Below are 17,328 nucleotides of genomic sequence, written 5' to 3' on the forward strand. Positions count from 1 at the left end.
TAGACGAAAAAAAGCGTTAAATACATTCAAAAAAAGTTAACAGATCTGCCAAAAAGAATACAGAATTCTTTCATTGAAATCACACCTCTTTATTTAGTAGTTACTATATTGGTTAAATGAATTTTTTGGCCAAAATTCCGGTATTTCTAATTGCATTTATACTCTACCACAAAAATTTTGCACAGCAGCCGGATGAGGATTGGTATAACAAAGCTGACAGTTTGTATAAAGCTGGAAATACTACAGCTGCACTGAAAGAACTTGAAACTGCAGCTTCCTTTTTTGAGGCAAAAGATACTGCATCATTTGTACGGGCTAAAGTAAAGCAAGGGCAAATTCTTGTAACGTTAAAAGACAGTCAAAAGGCCTTATCAATCTTTGATGAAATTGAGAATTTAGCGGAATCTAGTGATGTCAAAATCTATATCAATTTGCTAACTCAGAAGGGGTTTGCGCTAGCAAATCTGAGAAAAACGACTGATGCTAAACAAACACTGGAGAGCGCCAGAGATCTAATTGAAACTGACTCGTTAAATCACTATACTTTGTCTTACATTGATGCTCAACTTCTGTCTTTTGCGCTTCAAAGTGGAAGAACTGACTTAGCGAAACTCCATCTGGAAAACACAATATTTCATGCTGAAAAATCCGAAAATGATGAGGCTATGCGGAATTCATTCAATAAAGCCGCAATGTTTCACTGGCGCATGGGGAATTCGAGTGAATCACTAAATTTTTTACAAAAAGAGGAACTAATTGTTGCGGAAAAATTTGGATCAGGCTCTCCACAAATGGCTAATCTTTTAAGAAATATGGCGATAGTTGCCAGTAGTGGTTATGAATTAGAAAAGGCCATATTTTTAGTACACCGAGCCCTCAACTTACTTGAAAGAGATAGAGACACTAGAACCTATTTTTTATCACATTCAAGTTTATCAAACTATCATAATCAGCTCGGAGAATACCAAAAAGCATTAGCATATTCGGATACTGCACTTGCTGTTGCAAGAGAATATGAAATGGATGATGTCTTTCTCATTGAAACCATTGTCTACAAGATGACTAGTTTAAGAAACCTAAATGCGTTTGATGAACTCAGATCGGTCGTTGATCAACTGTTGAGTATACAGCAAAGCAACGACCTGGCAATTTTAAAGGAGGCAAATATTTATCGATCAGTTAGTAGAGCGTTCCTGAAAATGGAGGACTATGAATTAAGTGAAAAGTATGTTCAGCAGGCAATTGAATTGGTTGAGGATGCTTATGGGGCTAAAACCAGGTATTTAAATGACCTGCTAGTAGAACTTGCCGATATAAAAAAGAAGCAAGGTAAATATGAAGAAGCCTTGGTTGTGTTGAATAAAGTCTTTATCAATGTAAGCGGTGATTCATCGATCAACCCAGAGAATTTTTCATCCATTAAACTTGCCGAAAACTATGCAGCTGCATTACGACAAAAGGCTGATGTTCTCTACCAGAAATCGGAACAGGTAAATCTTGAGTTATTAACTCAGACAATGGAGACACTTAAAAGCGCTTCGGATTTTATAAACACAAAAAGAAAAAACATAAGCGGCGAATCGTTCGGATCGAGCATTAGGGAAGGAATTAAGGAACAAGCTATTGAATGCCTATACTCTTTGTATTCTTTAACTCAAGAAAAAAAGTATTTAAAAATGGCACTCGGCTATTCAGAAGTGGCGAGATCCGATCAATTAAGGGTGTGGTTGATGGAAGCTGAAAAGTTTGGGGATGTTGGATTGGAGCAGATTAGTTATGAAGATAGGAAGTCGATCAAAGAGGACATTGCTATGTATGAGCAACTTTTGAACCGGACAGGTAGGTCAGACAGCTCTCGCTTAGTTCAATTGAATGATACGCTCCGAATTCTTAGAAATCGGTACGATGAAATCAATCTTTCAATTAAAGAACAGAATGCAAAATTCTATTCTACTATCTATGATGATCCTTTTTTAGAACTGGATAGCAAATACAATTTGCTTTCAAACTCAGCAGAAACCACAATTATTTTCAATAAATCGCTAGATAATTGGTATATAATAATGCTGGGTGAAAAGAGTGATTTTATAAAAATTGATGGTCCCACGCCTGACTTGGAAGATTTCCGATCTGCACTCACCAATCCCAATGATGATTCTTATGAACAGAAGGCAAAAGCACTTTATAGGTTTTTTCTTGAACCTGTGCTTTCCAATGTATCCGGGAAAAAACTCAATTTTTTGACCGACAAAGGCCTTTCATTTATCCCATTAGAGCTTCTAATTAATCAAAATGATAAATATCTGCTAGAAGAAAACGAAATCCGGTATTCATACTCATTAAATTCTCAGGTCGTTCCGCAAAGTTCAGTTTCATTCAACCTATTGGCCATTGCCCCGGATTTCTCTGCCAATCCGGATATGATAGATCCAATAAGAAATAAGCTTTCCAGCATTCCAGGAGCAGACAAAGAAGTAAATGAAATATCATCATTGTTTAGCAGCACCACACTGATCGGAGCAGAGGCTAGTGAGATCAATTTTAAAAAAAGAGCAAAAGATTATGGAATCGTACATTTAGCTACTCATGCGATAATCGACGACAATAATCCACAAAATTCACGATTGGTTTTTCAAAATTCTTCTGAAGAATCCCCAGAAGCTGACGGTTTTCTTCACGCTTACGAAATATATAATCTAAATCTGAAAGCTCAATTAGTAACACTTAGTGCTTGTAATACAGGTTTTGGCAAAATAGAAAGAGGTGAAGGTGTTATGTCTCTTTCAAGAGCTTTCGCCTATGCAGGAGTTCCATCCACAGTCGTTAGCCTCTGGCCAGCATCAGACAAATCCACTCCGGAATTAATGAAATACTTTTATCAAAACCTGAAGGATGGTCAAACAAAAGATGTTGCTTTAAACAATGCAAGGAAGCAGTACCTAGCCACTGCTAAGGGTAAAGCTCGCCACCCATTTTATTGGGGCGGATTTGTTTTGATAGGTGACAACAGTCCGATTGAGGAAGACACCAATTTATTAGTGTTTGTCATCCCATCTGTCCTAATTATTGTAATGATTCTGACTGTATATCGCAGAAAGAAAAAATCGAGTTAAAGTTGTGCCAAAAGTTTTTGGGATATTTCAGCAAATTCGGATTCTCCTTCACTCAATGTTTTAAGTAAAGGGATAGCAAACTCTTTGTTCTCTGATTTCAAATGAATCAATGCGGTATACCAGGTAGCAGCTACTTCATAATCCTTATCTTTCTGGTTAATCACAACATCAAAGTCTGCCAGTGCCTTTTTATATTCAGTTAGCTGAATGAGCGAGACCCCTCTAAAAAAGTAATCAGCGTTTTGCATGGAGTCCAATTGATTGAAGGCTGCTAGAGCTCCACTGAAATCTCCAATATCATAAGCTGCATATGCCTTTTCACGCGTGGTTGGATCTTCATTGCCTCGCACAGTAGTTAACTCAAAGTTTGGATGAACTTCGTAGTATTGATCAAATAGTGATTTCTGATCCCCCTTGAAATATAGCATAAAGGATGCCACCAAAAACAAAGATGCAGCAATTCCAATGTAGGCCGGATTTAGCCTGCGAACACGTTTCCCCTGTGCTTCAAATCCAGCCACTTTATCTCTCAGTTCATTTCTGAAACTGCTTTCAAGACCTGCCCTGATGCCTAGCTCGGCAGCCAACTCTTGCTTTTCTTGGGGTGATAAACCCTTCTCAAAAGCTTTTTTCTCAGCTTCTGACATCTTCCCCTGCAAATATTTTTCTCTAAGCTCATCCATTAACCAATGGTTTTTTTATCCGAGACCTTATCTTTTCCAAACATCTCTTTTTAGTAGTACGAGAAACACCTTCACTCTTGTGTCCCATGATATCTGCTATCTCACTCATTGATTTTTTTTCATAATAAAACAGCTTCAGAATTTCTTTGCATCCCTCCCCAATTGTTTGGAACAAATTTGATGTTTGGTTTTTTGCTTCCTCAAATATGATTGCTGCATCACTATCTTCAGCCAGAAAACGATAGTGCTCCTGAAGGCCATCTCCGTGCTTCTCTTTTCTTGCCGCTTCGTCAAATTGTTGTCTCACTTTGTTTTTCCCAATACTGAAGAGGTACGTCTTTAGGCTACTTTCAATTTCAGTCAAACTGCCATTCATGATTTTTTCAAAAATGATCGTCATTGTATCCTGATAGTGATCCAGCGCGTCATCTTCAGAAATTCCAAATTTCCCAATACTCCAACTAACAAACTCTTTACGATGGGCTAAGTATAGCTTTTCCATCACCTTGGAGTTTCCTTCCCGGATATCGGCAATTATTTCTTTCTCACTTTTTCTAAAACTGACTTTCACTGGTTAGTCGGCAAAACATGATTTTGTGAACACTAAGTCAAATAAAAATAAAAAAATCAGTAAATGATGTTCACATTCTAATAATGGCATGACTAAGGGTACGAACCAAATCACAATAGTCATGACAAATGTCTTAGTTAAAAAAATCTTTCTACTCGTCTTTATGCTAATAATGATGGGTATGGCAAGTGCACAATCCATTTCATATCAGGGATATTATGATCTTTCATTAGGAGCATCTTTAATATCAAACCAGAGTATTTCTTCGGAAGAGACCGGGCCTACAGATATTTACTTTAGTAATGATGGGTTGACGGTATTCACACTGGGTGTTGGAGCCGATCAGGTTAATCAATACTCCATTGCATCCGCCTATGATATCAGCGGCGGCCTAACCCATCAAGGCTCATATACAATAGATGAATCAAATCCATTTTCACTAAACTTCAATTCAGATGGATCTAAAATGTACGTCTTAGGAATATCGGCTGATAGAATTTATCAATATAGCCTTTCAACTAATTTTGATATTACTTCCACTGTTACATTAGATGGCAGCTATTATGTTGGATTAGGAAGCCCATACTCATTTACTTTCAACAGCGATGGGACAAAAATATATGTAGGTACTACAAGCGGTCATATGATCCATAGCTATAGCCTTTCTATAGCTTATGATGTTACCAGTACAGTCACATATCTCAATTCTTCTGATGCGTTAGCTAATAGTGTCTTTGATTTCCAATTCATTAAAGACGGAAAAGAATTAATAATACTCAATACAACAGATGGTATTCAACGGTTTAATCTAGGAATTGCATACGATATCACTTCCAGTTTTACTCAGATTGGAGAAACCTATTCGGTTCTATCACATGAAAACAATAGTTATGGAATTTACTTTACTGAGAGTGGGAATCGTTTTTTCATTGTTGGGACAACAGGTGATGACATAAACCAATTTGAACTTGGGCATCCGGAATATGACGAAGCAATTTCCAATAATGGATCTCTGCCATTGAGTTATGACGCCTTTTATCTCACAGGAGAAACATTCGTAAACTCAGGGTCCGAGTTGATATACAATACAGATTATCAAATTTCTAATTTACCTGCTGGATTAACACCCCTTTTGGAAATATCTGATAACGGCCAATATGGTTCTTTAAGTTTTTCGGGTACTGCAACCAATCATCAAGATACAGATGATGTAAATGATTTGATCTTTACTTTCAATAACTCAGCATTTATCGGTGGAGATGCTTCATCCGTTACAAATGCAGTAAGTGCTAACTCAGGTATATCATTAGATTTCAGAAATAACAGCACGCCAATAGTTGCGTATGGAACTCTCCCCAACGCCGCTGGGGCCACTGTCAACTCGAGCACATTTGATGTTAGTTCAGAGGATCTTACTCCTGAAGGATTAACCTTCAACTCGGATGGAACAAAGGTTTTTGTTGTTGGATCAAACGGAGATGCTGTTTATGAATATAATTTATCTAATCCATATGATATTACCTCTGGTGTGACCTATAGCAATAATAGTCATGCGGTAGGTACAGAGGACTTTTGGCCGACCGGTGTTAGGTTCAGCACAGATGGACTAAAAATGTTTGTCTCCGGACGGCAAAGCAATGAAATAAATCAATATAGTCTTTCGAGTGCTTTTGATCTATCGAGTACTATTACTCACCAGGGAGTGTTTGATGTTTCAAATGAAGCGTCAATAGCTAATGATCTTGCTTTCAGCCCGGATGGCAGAACCATGATGGTCTGTGGTCCGGATATATATCAATACAGCCTTGCAAATCCATTTGATATTACTTCAGGAGTAGCATATGTTGATTTTTTCGATCAGGTTTATACCATACTGAGTATAGATTTTGGACCAGATGGTACCCAAATTCTATATACAAATTCACTTAGAACGATGGGAATTTATGATCTTGAAATTCCCTATGATTTAACAGGCGATGTATCTGGAGGTGGGGGATTATCCGTACTTCCGCAAGACAATACTCCTGCCGGTGTAGCCTATAGCCCTGATAGAAAAAAACTATTCATGGTTGGAAGCAATAATGATCAGATTAATCAATATGCTATTTCTCCATACAAATTTGAAGAGTCATTTAATGATAATGGATCGATCATTGGGACGATACAACTTCGTGTTATAGATGACCAATTTGCTAACGCCAACGCTACACTTACACAAGGGGTACATTATACGGTAGCTGGACTTCCATCCGGATTATCCTCCTCATTGGAGGTATCATCAGATGGACTCACCGCTGATCTTACAATCTCAGGTACTACTCCCGATGACCTGCCTGCAGACAATGTTTCGAATCTGGAGTTCACGTTTAATAATACTGCCTTTGTAAACAGTAATGCAGCAGATGTAATTAATGCTGTAAGTGCTGATTCCTATTTTCAGATAGACTTTAAGGACCTTGATGGTCAAATATTCAGTTCCGACGCTTATCAACTTACAGGACTAATCTTTGACAATAATCCCATATCGGTTTCTAATGAAACCGGATCACCTTACGGAATCATTTTTAATAATGATGGTACAAAAATGTACCTCGGGGGTGGTAATGAGGGCACAATTATTCAATATGCCCTAACAACCCCATATGATGTTTCTACAGCGAGCCCTGAAGGAACTCCTCTTGACGTTTCAGCAGAAGAGACGATCCCTGCTGGTATCGCATTTAGTAATGATGGTACTAAACTTTTTTTGATTGGAATCATAAATGATAAGCTACATCAATACAGTCTAGGCACTCCCTACGATATCAATGGAACTGTAACACATGATGGTGATCTGGCTTTTACGAATGGTATTGGTGTAACCTTTAGTTCCGATGGATCCAGAATGTTTCTCACCAGTAGTTCTCTAATATATCAATATGCACTAAATACACCTTTCGATATAACCGCAGGTGCGAGCCAGGTTGCAAGTGCTTCTACAGGATCAGCCAATTCCTATAGCCCCACATTTTCTCCTGATGGAAAAGAGCTTTTTATAATGGGTGGATCTCACAAGGTAATCTATCGCTATCCTTTATCTAATGCATTCGATATTACTGAAGGAATCACATTTAGTGAAAGTTTTGGAGTGACTAGCCAAGATACTGCACCACTTTCGATGACTTTCAGTGGAGATGGAAAAACTGTATACGTTACTGGAGGAATCGGTGATGATATCAATGTTTACGAACTTCCTGGTATTGGTTTTACAGAGGTTTCAGCAAATAGTGGAGCATTGGATGGTACTTACGCCTTAAACCTTATTGGTGATTCATTTGTCAATGCAGACGGAAACTTATCGTCTGGTACACATTATACTGAAACTGGATTGCCAGAAGGATTATCCAGCAGCATGAGTATTTCTAGTGATGGAAATACGGCTACTTTTTCTATCACTGGCAATGCAGACAACCATCAGAATATAGATGATGCAACGATAGATCTCAATATTTCATTCTTGAATGCTGCCTTTAGTTCCGGTGATGCTTCTTCTATATCAAATAACTCTTTTAGTATTTCAACGGATCTGGATTTTGATGACAATGGATCATTGAGTTATTCGTCGGGGATTTTTTACGAAGATTTCTCAAATGATGGATCAATAATGGGATCGATGACGGTAACAATCACGAACGAGACATTCTCAAAAACCGGACTTCTCACTCATGGAGTTGATTATAATCTCACAGGTATTCCTAGTGGACATACGCCTGAATTACTGGTTGCAGGAAACAAGTTATCAGCTACACTTACATTAACAGGAGCGGCGGACAATCACCAAAGCTCTGACAATTTAGAAGATCTTATCATTTCATTTGAAAACTCTGCATTCACCTCCACTGAGGCACAGTATGTTTTTAATGCATCTTCAGAGAATATTGGCTCCATCAGTTTTGATGATAATATCCCAACTATCACTTTTGGTAACCAATTTGATTTATCGAGTGATGATCCCATTCAAAAAGCTTCGTTCAGTGTTGCGGATCAGGATATAGATGCCGGATCCATGGCTTTCAGTAATGATGGACTGAAAATGTTTTACGTTGGTTATGAGAATGACATGATCTTCGAATACCATTTGACTAATGCATTCGATATTTCGTCAGGAGTAACATATAGTGGTAATTCCTACGACGTTTCAGGCGAAACAGGATCTCCTAGCGATCTTGTATTTACTCCAGATGGCACTACTATGTTCATTATGGATGGAAGTGGTGATGAAGTAGAACAATACAGCTTATTAAATGCATTTGATATTGCTTCAACCATAACACATGAAGGCGCATTTGATGTTGGATCGCAAGACAACCAGCCTGCTGCAATTACATTTAGCCCTAATGGTCGCAAAATGTACATGATCGGATCTAGCAATGATAAAATCTTTCAATACACATTATCCATTCCATTTGACGTGACCTCTGAAGTAAGCTATGATGGTGTAGAGGCAACAGTTACATCAAGAAATTATACGGATATACATATTAGCGATGATGGGAAGAAGATATTTGTATCTAACAGCTCCTCTCCAGGATCATCAAATATTACTCAGTACGACCTGAATACTCCTTTTGATATTGCTGGTGGAATATCGAATAGTGGAAGTTTCTACTTTCATGACATTGATTACGGTCCTACTGATTTTATTGTAAGTCCAGACAGGAAAACACTATTAGTCCTTGGTGCTCAAAATGATCTTGTGTATCAATTTGACCTAACTATTGATGGGTTTTCTGAAGTTGGTCTTAACAATGGTGAGGTTGATGGATCGCTGTATTTCGAAATCATTGACGAACAATTTTCAAACGCCGGTGGCAATTTCACTCATGGATCAGAATATACGATCAATAATTTACCTGGTGGTCTAATTCCGTCTGTTTCGGTAGCTGCAGATGGTCAATCTGCTACGCTAACCCTTTCTGGTTCCTCTGATGCACATCAGGACATAAACGATGTTGAACTTGAATTCAGCTTCACTGATGCCGCATTTGTAAATAGTCTTGCTTCTGAAGTTCAGAACGCAACGAACAAGAATAGCACCAGAAGCATAGACTTCAGAGATAATAATCCTGCATTGAGTTTTGGCAATACATTGGACATGGATTTCGCAACCTCCGCAGGTAGTCCTCTGGATGTTTCTTCCTATTCGGATTATACCTCAGGAATCGTGTTTAGCAATGATGGAATGAAAATGTTTATTTCATTTTATGGATTGGGAACTGTTTATGAATATGCACTCAACAACCCATATGACCTTGCTGTAGCATCTCAAGTTGCTTCTTACGACCATTCCGCAGAGGATATGTATGCAGAAGACCTAGCCTTTTCTGCTGATGGAATGAAAATGTTCGTCTTAGGCTCAGATTTATATACTATCTATCAGTACGACCTTACAACATCATTTGATATCAGCTCTGGTGTCAGTTATAGTAGCAAATCTTTTAACCATGAAGATTTTGATACTTCTGTCTATGGGTTCACTTTTAATGCAGATGGAAGCAAATTATATATTGGAGGAGCTAACGAAAATGCTGTTTTCCAATTCAGCTTAAGTACACCCTATGACCTTTCTTCTGTAAGTTATGATGGCAGCCCATTTGATATTGTAAGTGTAAGTCCAACAGGAATGGCATTTTCTGCTGATGGCAGGTACCTGCTAATGACAGAGGATAATGACTATCAAACCATCAGGTATCGATTGTATGTTCCTTACGATGTTACCCAGGGAGGAGAGGTGGAAGAAACTTTTGACCTGGACGCCCTCAGCATTTGGCCAAGTGCCTTGGGAGTTAGCCCTGATGGTTCCAGGGTATTCATTTCTGATGGTGACAACTATGCGATCCATCAGTACAATATCGATCTAGGAGATTTTACTGAGGCGGTTGCTAATGATGGAACGGTAGAAGGTTCAGCCAACATTTATCTGATTGATGATGAATTCAGCAATGCAGGTGGAACGCTAGCTCACGGGAGCGATTACGTGATAAATAATTTACCCTCAGGTCTTACGCCAACTTTGAGTGTTGAAGCTGATGGGTATTCTGCTGTCCTCTCAATGTCAGGAGTTGTGTCTGATCATGGAAATTCGGATGACATTGCCAGCCTACAATTCACATTTAACAATTCAGCGTTTAGTAATTATGCTGCTGTTGATGTTGACAATTCATCCGCTTATAATGCCGGGTTTGGAATAGACTTTTCTCCATACACGGAAAACGACATTACTTCATTTACTTTTAGTGAAGTCGAAGGGTCTGCGACAGTGAACAACACCGCTCATACAGTGGTAGCTGAAGCGGTGGCTGGAACGGATATTTCTGCCATCACACCTTCCATTGGGATTTCACAAAATGCCGAAATTTCTCCGGAAACGGGTGTAGAGCAAGACTTCTCTACCGCTATAACTTATACTGTGACTGCTGAAGATGGTACTCCTCAAGATTGGGATGTAACTATTACGGAAGAAACCGTCGCTCCTACTGATATTGTGCTATCGGGTACTTCTCTAGATGAAAATAGTCCTGCAGGAACTATTGTAGGCACATTATCAGCAATAGACACCAACTTTGGAGAGACATTTACCTTCTTCATGGTAGCTGAACTAGGAAATGATGATTGGCGATCATTTGATATCGATGGAGACAATTTAGTAACCACTGACTTCATTACGCTGGATTTTGAAAACAAGAGTTCGTTCACATTTGAGCTTGAAGTAAGGGATTCTGAAAATGAAGTTTATTATGAGGATGTAACAATCACCTTAAACGATTTAAACGAAGCACCAACTAATATTTTACTTTCGAATACTTCAGTTGATGAAAGTAATCCTTCCGGAACCTTCGTAGGGACTTTGAGTCCGGTCGATGAAGACAGTGGTGATAGTCATACGTATTCGCTTAAAGAAGGCAATGTTGATAATGCATCATTCGGTATTAGTAACACCGATTTAATTACTATTACAGAGTTGGACTTTGAAACTCAATCCGTTTATAACCTTGAAATCATAGTTACCGATCAGGAAGGCTTGACCTTTGAACAGGAGTTTGCAATATCAGTCAATGACCTGCCCGCTCAAATTACCTCAATGGAACTTAGCAATTCTTCAGTTGATGAGAATGTTGCCGTTGGTAATGTCATAGGTTCTTTTACAACCTTTGGTGAAGACTTGAGCGGCAGCTTTATTTATGATTTGGTAGCCGGTAGCGGCAGTGACGACAATGCATCGTTTAACATCTCATCAGATCAATTATTGGTTAATTCAAGCTTAGATTTTGAAACTCAAGACAGCTATTCAATCCGGGTGATGGTAGTCGATGGTAGTCTTACATTCGAAAAAGCATTTACTATTACCGTAAATGATGTCTCAGAGGCACCTACCGACTTAACTCTTAATTTCAATTCCATTACTGAGAATAACCAAGTTGGTGATGTGATTGGAACAATGTTAACGACGGATGAAGATGCCGGAGAAAGCTTTACTTACAGCCTGGTGAGTGGAGATGGCGACACAAATAACACTTCCTTTAGCATTGTTGGCAATGAGTTGCAAGCTGCCGAAGTTTTTGATTTTGAAACACAAGACAGCTATTCTGTACGAATCGAAACAAACGATGGAAATACAGGCACTTTCAGTAAGTCATTTACAATCTCAATTACTAATGAGAATGAAACCATAATTGTTTCCAATCCAATCACTGATCAAGATCTAGATGAAGGTTTTGCTTCATTTGAAATAGACTTAAGCGGAGTTTTCACAGATCAGGATGGTGATGCACTAACATATGAAGTGTCAAGTTCTGATGAGACTATAGTAACAGTTAGTAATTCAGGTGCAATTTTAACAATGACAGAAGTTGGAAATTTCGGACCTTCCACAGTGACAGTTACAGCAGATGATGGATCAGGTATTACCACTTCAGATGAGTTTATTGTCACAGTCAGTAATGTGAATGATGCCCCAGTTGTTGAAAATGCCATTTCTGATCAGGACTTAAATGAAGGATTTGGTAGCCTTGAAATAGAACTTTCCAACACATTTACAGATGAGGATGGAGATGCCCTTTCACTTGAAGCTTCTAGTGGAGATGAAACTGTTGTAACAGTTAGTATCACAGGAACAACACTTATCCTTATCGAAGTTGGAAATGGAACTGCAACGGTTACTGTAACTGCCAATGATGGTAACGGAGGATCGGTTTCGGATGATTTGATTGTGACAGTTAACAATGTAAATGATGCGCCAGTTGTCGTTAATGCAATCGTTGATCAAACCCAGGATGAAGGATTTGGAAGTGTCGAACTAGACCTTTCAGCTACTTTCTCTGATGAAGATGGAGATAACTTGACTTTAAGTGTTTCCTCAAGTGATGAGACCGTATCTACCGCAAGCTTAAGTGGCTCTATTCTTACCCTAACTGAAGTAGGTAACGGATCTACCACAATAACTGTCACAGCTAATGATGGTAACGGAGGTTCTGTTTCTGATGAATTTGTCATCACTGTAAACAATGTAAATGATGCTCCAGTCGTGATAAATCCGCTAAATGATCAAACAGATCTTGGTGAAGGTTTTGGTGCGGCTCAAATCAACTACTCTGATGTCTTTGAAGATCCGGATGGAGATGCGCTGACTATATCTGTAAGCAGCAGCGATGAGTCTGTAGTTACTGTAGAGGTGGTTTCAAAGGATCAAATTCAGATTAATGAAGTGGGCGTTGGAACAGCTACAATCACTTTGATCGCTGATGATGGTAATGGGGAATCTGTTTCGGATAAGTTCATTGTGACTGTAAGCGAAGCACCGAATAATGCACCAATAGTGGTTAATCCTTTGGGTGATCAAACAGATCTAGTTGAAGGTTTTGATGCGGCTCAAATCAACTACTCTGATGTCTTTGAAGATCCGGATGGAGATGCGCTTACCGTTTCAGTAAATAGCAATGATGAGTCTGTAGTTACTGTAGAAGTAATCGCAAATGATCAAATCCAGATCAATGAAGTTGGAGTAGGAACTTCGACTATCACCTTGACGGCTGATGATGGTAACGGAGGATCTGTATCAGATGAATTTATAGTCACTGTTACAGAGGCTCTTAGTAATGAAACGGATATTTTGGAATTCTCTGAACCAACACAAACTGAACCTGCCGTAATCGATGCAATAAATCATACTGTTAGTATTACCATTCAGCCAACATCTGACTTAATAGAATTCAATCCTACAATAATTCTTTCAGAAGGAGCAACCTATGAGCTGATGAATGCATTCAATGGATTAGATGATCTAATTTATACAGTTACCGCAGAAGATGGATTAGCAACACAGGATTGGATTGTCACGGTCATAGTTGATTTTAGTTCTACTAATGGTCTTGAAGATGAAATTGACCTGCAGATTTATCCAAATCCTACTACTGATTTTCTGAAAGTCAATACAAGTGAAACCATAACTGCTGAAGTAACGAATCTGGAAGGCAGACAGGTTATTTCCCGAGTTTCAGGAACTAGCTTAAAGTTGAACGTAACCTCTTTAAGCTCAGGAGTTTACCTGCTTGTGATCACTAAAGATCAAAAGACCTCAGTTAAAAGGTTTATAAAGGCAAACTAAGGCAGCATTAGCTATGGCTATTGCAATTGGGCGGCTCCAGGAGTCGCCCTTTTTTATTGGGCTCGATCCAGAAAATGAACTTCCTGAATCTTCCCATTTGAAACTTTATACATCACGATGGCAAAAATCTTACGATCAGATCCAAAACTGACCTCCTCATGTTCAATAACCGTATTGCCTACTGCTATTCGATTCAAAAGATTACAGTTAAGATCTGGTGTTCGACCAAACATAGCACTGTATTGACTCCTCATCGTTTCCTTGCCCGCATACAGTAACTCCTGCTTACTATTATAAACTTTGACAGTATCGGAATAAGGGATCAGGAAAGCTTCAATATCCCGGTTATTGTAAGCTTCAAGCTGTTCATTGGCTAGTTCTTCAGGAGATTGGGCCCATGCTATACTAACAATTGTTAACGCCAAACTCAATAATATCAATTTCTTCATAATAGCTACATTATACGTTCATAGAATACACGTTCACTCACATTCATCCAGACGCTCACCTCTTTTCTGAATTTCTCAAAAGCCTCATAGACCTTTTTACTCGGAGCGTCTTTTTCAACTAGTTCAGTTAGAGCTTCTTTCGTGTACCCCTTCAAAGCTTCTAAAACTTCCACAGGAAATGGTGCCACATTTACATCCGTTTCATTGATGATCTTTTGTAAGTACTTACCATTTCTGGCATCAAATTCAGCTCCCATCCATCGATTTGTTCGGTAGCAGGCGGTGCGAATTATTTCCTGAAGATCTGATGGTAGTGCCTCAAACTTTGGCTTATTAATTAACATTTCCAGTGCCGGACCTGGTTCATGCCAGCCAGGATAGTAATAATATTTGGCGACATTATAGAATCCCATTAAATAATCATGAAACGGTCCAATCCATTCCGTGGCATCTATAACACCCCGCTCCAGGTTGGTATAAATTTCTCCGCCGGATACGAGAACCGGCGTACCACCTGCTTTTTCAAGCACCTTTGCTCCAAGCCCTGGGATTCGCATTTTCAAGCCCTTCAAATCTGCAATTGTCTTTATTTCTTTTTTAAACCAACCGGCCATCTGCACACCTGTATTCCCACATAGAATAGGCTGTATGTTGAAAGGATCATAAAGCTCTTCCCACAGCTGAGCCCCTCCCCCTGAAATAATCCATGAACCCATCTGTTGTGCATTCATCCCGAAAGGCACAGCAGCAAAAAATTGTGCCGCCGGGACTTTGCCGGCCCAGTAGTACGCCGCTCCATGATTCATCTCTACAGCTCCATTACTGACTGCATCAAAACCCTCAAGCGCTGGTATCAACTCGCCACCTCCATAGACCGTGATCTCCATTCGTCCACCAGACATGGTTTTTACCCAATCAGCCAGAAGTTTGCAACCCTCCCCTACCACTGGGAAATTTGGAGGCCATGTGGTGGTCATTTTCCACCGATAGTTGTTGTTGAAGTTGATGTATGGACCCTTACTTTTTTCCTCTGTTTTGACACATGCTGCCAACGAAGTGGCCCCTGCTGCTGCTAATGCGGACTTTGCTAAAAACTTACGGCGCTTCATGAAGTATTATTTAGACAAACCTAAAAATGGATCAGCTCAATATTAAAGAAAAGCGCTAACTCTTCTCATAATGTTCCATAATGGCATTAAAGGTCTTCTTACCAACTATTCCAATATTTTTCTCAGCAAAATATCCTGGTGTATACGAATTTAACGTGTGTTGGAAATCCTCCACTGCAGCTCGTGTACTTTCCACATTTCCATCGGCTGTCCCCCGATAATACTCGATCCCTTTCAGCAGATCTTGAATAAGCTTGCATGCTTCCGGATTGGCATTACTCACTCGGACATTGATGTTCCCTCCATTTGCCAGCATAAGCTTCTTCAACCTAAATAACTTGTGCATGTAATGTTGGCTGTCTTTCTTGTACAGTTCAGAAACCTGAATCAGCTCACGAATTTTTTCTTTTACGTCCCTTTTTTCTGCCCCACTATTGAAATGTGAATTTGAAATATCAGAAAGAGAACTGAATGTAATTGATTTGTTGAGAGAGGATTTCAAGCTATTAATTTCATCCTCGCAACCATCATTTTCTGTAGTCTGTTCAGGGCTACTACCCTCAGAATCATCGCCACCAGACCGCATTGTCAGTAATGTTCCCCCCAACGTAGTTGCCCCGGTTATTGCAGCTACTACAATGGCCTGTTTGAAACTAAATCTTGCAACGGTTACGTTAGGATCTTCATTCGCCATCTGCGTGAGTTTGGAAATGAAGTTAGTAATACTTCCATTAATTGGAAAATAAACTATCTACCCTTTGATCTCCTCGTTTCCATCTGCATGCAATGCAAATCTTCCTTTATCGCTTGGGTGCACAAACTCATCTTGAGGCCATGGCCAGCCTCCAAACTGCGTGCGCTGATACTCCCTGATGGTGTCGTATATTTCTTCCTGTGTATTCATGACAAAAGGACCTTGTTGAACGACTGGCTCACCTATTGGCTTACCTTGGAGGAGGAGTAAATGAGCTTCTTTCTCACCACCCCCGAGTGTTACTGATTGGTCTGCATGTAGATCTACCCCTTGTTGTACATCTAAAGTCAAATCTCCCACAGAAACAGCATCTCCCTCATAGAAAAAGACAGATCGATTGACACCATTACCTGCGGTTGGAAGTGTAAGTTTACCACCCGCCTTTATTTTTATCAACCACACAGCTACTCCATTTTCAGGATCAGATGCCCAGGAATCTGGAGTGGTATCTAGTGATTTTGTTTCATTGAAGTCCCCTGCTACAATAGTAACTTCAGCATCATCGGTTTTGTGTATGGGAATGTCTTCAGACCATAACATTTTGTAATGTGGCTCTACAAATTTGCTCCTGGCAGGTAGGTTTAGCCAGATTTGGAAAAGCAATAATGGATTATCCTTTTCTGGATTTACCAAAGGGAACATTTCAGAATGAAGCACGCCCTTGCCTGCTGTCATCCATTGCACATCCCCGTGTCCAAACCTGCCAGTTGCACCCATCGAATCAGAATGATCAACAAGGCCTTCAGGCACTACGGTTATCGTCTCAAACCCTCGGTGTGGGTGCTGCGGAAATCCTGGTACACGTTGACCATGATACATGCGCCACCCATCCTTGATGGTGAAATCCTGACCAATCAAACGCCCCCTAAGATGTTCGGGATCTGGCCCTAAATTATCATTTCCTCTAGGAAATAAGTCTCTATGATAAACACAGAATAGAAATGGATCTTGAGTTTTCCAAGGAAATCCCAATGGATAAACCTCTTTTACAGGTGACTGAGACATA

General features: G+C 39.5%; 8 protein-coding genes. 2 read left to right on the plus strand and 6 right to left on the minus strand.

The annotated features are described in order from the left end of the window. Nucleotides 1-116 precede the first annotated feature (116 nt). Complete coding sequence (locus tag ACO05G_RS15335) at nucleotides 117-3,113, plus strand: CHAT domain-containing protein (protein ID WP_421763533.1); 2,997 nt, start codon at nucleotides 117-119, stop codon at nucleotides 3,111-3,113. Here ACO05G_RS15335 and ACO05G_RS15340 read toward each other — a convergent pair. Together ACO05G_RS15340 and ACO05G_RS15345 are read right to left on the minus strand one after the other, a co-directional pair. Then, nucleotides 3,110-3,796, minus strand: coding sequence for a tetratricopeptide repeat protein (locus ACO05G_RS15340; RefSeq protein WP_421763534.1), 687 nt, complete (start codon nucleotides 3,794-3,796; stop codon nucleotides 3,110-3,112). The genes ACO05G_RS15335 and ACO05G_RS15340 overlap by 4 nt on opposite strands. Further along, the gene (locus tag ACO05G_RS15345) at nucleotides 3,789-4,367 is read right to left on the minus strand and encodes an RNA polymerase sigma factor (RefSeq protein ID WP_421763535.1); all 579 of its coding nucleotides are present in this window, start codon (nucleotides 4,365-4,367) and stop codon (nucleotides 3,789-3,791) included. Before ACO05G_RS15345 ends, ACO05G_RS15340 begins: the two co-directional genes overlap by 8 nt. A 121-nt stretch (nucleotides 4,368-4,488) precedes the next feature. Here ACO05G_RS15345 and ACO05G_RS15350 point away from each other — a divergent pair, with 121 nt between their 5' ends. After that, entirely contained in the window at nucleotides 4,489-14,010 is a 9,522-nt protein-coding gene (locus tag ACO05G_RS15350; RefSeq protein ID WP_421763536.1) for a cadherin domain-containing protein, read from the plus strand. Between the two features lie 53 nt (nucleotides 14,011-14,063). Here the strand turns inward: ACO05G_RS15350 and ACO05G_RS15355 are convergent, their stop codons facing one another. Genes ACO05G_RS15355 through ACO05G_RS15370 form a run of 4 tightly spaced genes read right to left on the minus strand, consistent with a single transcriptional unit; the run spans nucleotide 14,064 to nucleotide 17,327 of the window. Then, on the minus strand, nucleotides 14,064-14,459 hold the full coding sequence (locus tag ACO05G_RS15355) for a nuclear transport factor 2 family protein (RefSeq protein ID WP_421763537.1): 396 nt from the start codon (nucleotides 14,457-14,459) through the stop codon (nucleotides 14,064-14,066). 5 nt (nucleotides 14,460-14,464) lie between these two features. Next, nucleotides 14,465-15,568, minus strand: a complete 1,104-nt coding sequence (locus ACO05G_RS15360; protein ID WP_421763538.1) for a TRAP transporter substrate-binding protein — start codon at nucleotides 15,566-15,568, stop codon at nucleotides 14,465-14,467. A gap of 55 nt (nucleotides 15,569-15,623) precedes the next feature. After that, nucleotides 15,624-16,262 (minus strand): peptidoglycan-binding domain-containing protein, encoded by a 639-nt coding sequence (locus ACO05G_RS15365; protein ID WP_421763539.1) that lies wholly within the window; start codon nucleotides 16,260-16,262, stop codon nucleotides 15,624-15,626. 57 nt (nucleotides 16,263-16,319) lie between these two features. Next, nucleotides 16,320-17,327, minus strand: coding sequence for a pirin family protein (locus tag ACO05G_RS15370; RefSeq protein WP_421763540.1), 1,008 nt, complete (start codon nucleotides 17,325-17,327; stop codon nucleotides 16,320-16,322). Nucleotide 17,328 lies beyond the last annotated feature (1 nt).

Origin of the sequence: Ekhidna sp. (assembly GCF_965227465.1) — a bacterium.
Lineage (GTDB): Bacteria > Bacteroidota > Bacteroidia > Cytophagales > Cyclobacteriaceae > Ekhidna.